The organism is Enterobacter sp. RIT637 (assembly GCF_019718755.1).
Taxonomy (GTDB): Bacteria; Pseudomonadota; Gammaproteobacteria; order Enterobacterales; family Enterobacteriaceae; genus Enterobacter.
Genome location: NZ_JAIHAZ010000040.1, coordinates 1 through 1,019, shown reverse-complemented (window position 1 = coordinate 1,019; position 1,019 = coordinate 1). Strand labels below are relative to the sequence as shown.

Annotated in this window: 1 protein-coding gene; it reads left to right on the top strand. The window is 66.5% G+C overall.

Going from position 1 to position 1,019, the window contains the following annotated elements; all coding sequences use genetic code 11:
• Positions 1 to 1,019: Ig-like domain-containing protein (locus K5E19_RS22970; RefSeq protein WP_260411924.1), on the top strand; the 1,019-nt coding region annotated here is incomplete at both ends.

Here is a 1,019-nt window from a genome sequence, read left to right as displayed (position 1 = left end):
TACACCCTGACGGCGAAAGAGACCGACGGCGTGGGCAACGTCTCCGGTCCGTCCGCGGAATACGTCATCAACGTGGCCACCGTGCCGCCGCAGGCGCCGACGCTGGACACCGTGTATGACGACGTGGCACCGCACGCTGACTACCTGCAGAAGGGCGACGTCACCAACGACACCACCCCGACCCTGAGCGGCAGCAGCGGCGTGATTGGCGGCACCATCAGCATCTACGATAACGGCCGCCTGATCGGCACCGCCACCGTGGGCAGCAACGGCAGCTGGAGCTTCACGCCGGATACGGCGCTGGCTGACGGCAACCACAGCTTCACCGCCACCGTCACCGACGGCGTGGGACGCACCAGTGAGCCAACCGGCGGCTTCGGTATCGTGGTGGATACAAAAGCCCCGGACGCGGCCTCTGACCTGCTGGTCACCGACAACGTCGGCGCCTACCAGGGCCCGGTCGTGAGCGGCGACACCACCGATGACAACACCCCGACCCTGAGCGGCAAGGCCGAGCCGGGCAGCACGGTGAACATCATCGACAACGGCCAGGTTATCGGCTCCACGAAGGTGAACCCGGACGGTACCTGGAGCTTCACCCCGGATCAGGCGCTCTCCAACGGCGAGCACGACCTGACCACCACCGTGACCGATCCGTCAGGCAACACCGGACCGGAAGGGTCGCACGTGGTCATCACCGTTGACGTGGTCCCGGGCAAGGTGGAAATCACCGGCGTGACCGACGATGCCGGCAGCGTGACGGGCAGCCTGTCCCAGAACGCGGTTACCGACGACACCCGTCCGCAGATCAGCGGCACGGCGAAGGCGGGCAGCACCGTGACCATCATGGACGGCAGCAACGTGCTGGGCACCACCACCGCGGGCGCGGACGGTACCTGGAGCTTCACGCCGAGCGTGGATCTGGGTCGCGGCGAGCACATCTTTACCGCCACGGCGAAAGATCCGATGGGCAACGAGTCGAGCAGCAGCAGCTGGACCGTGACCATCGATACTGATGC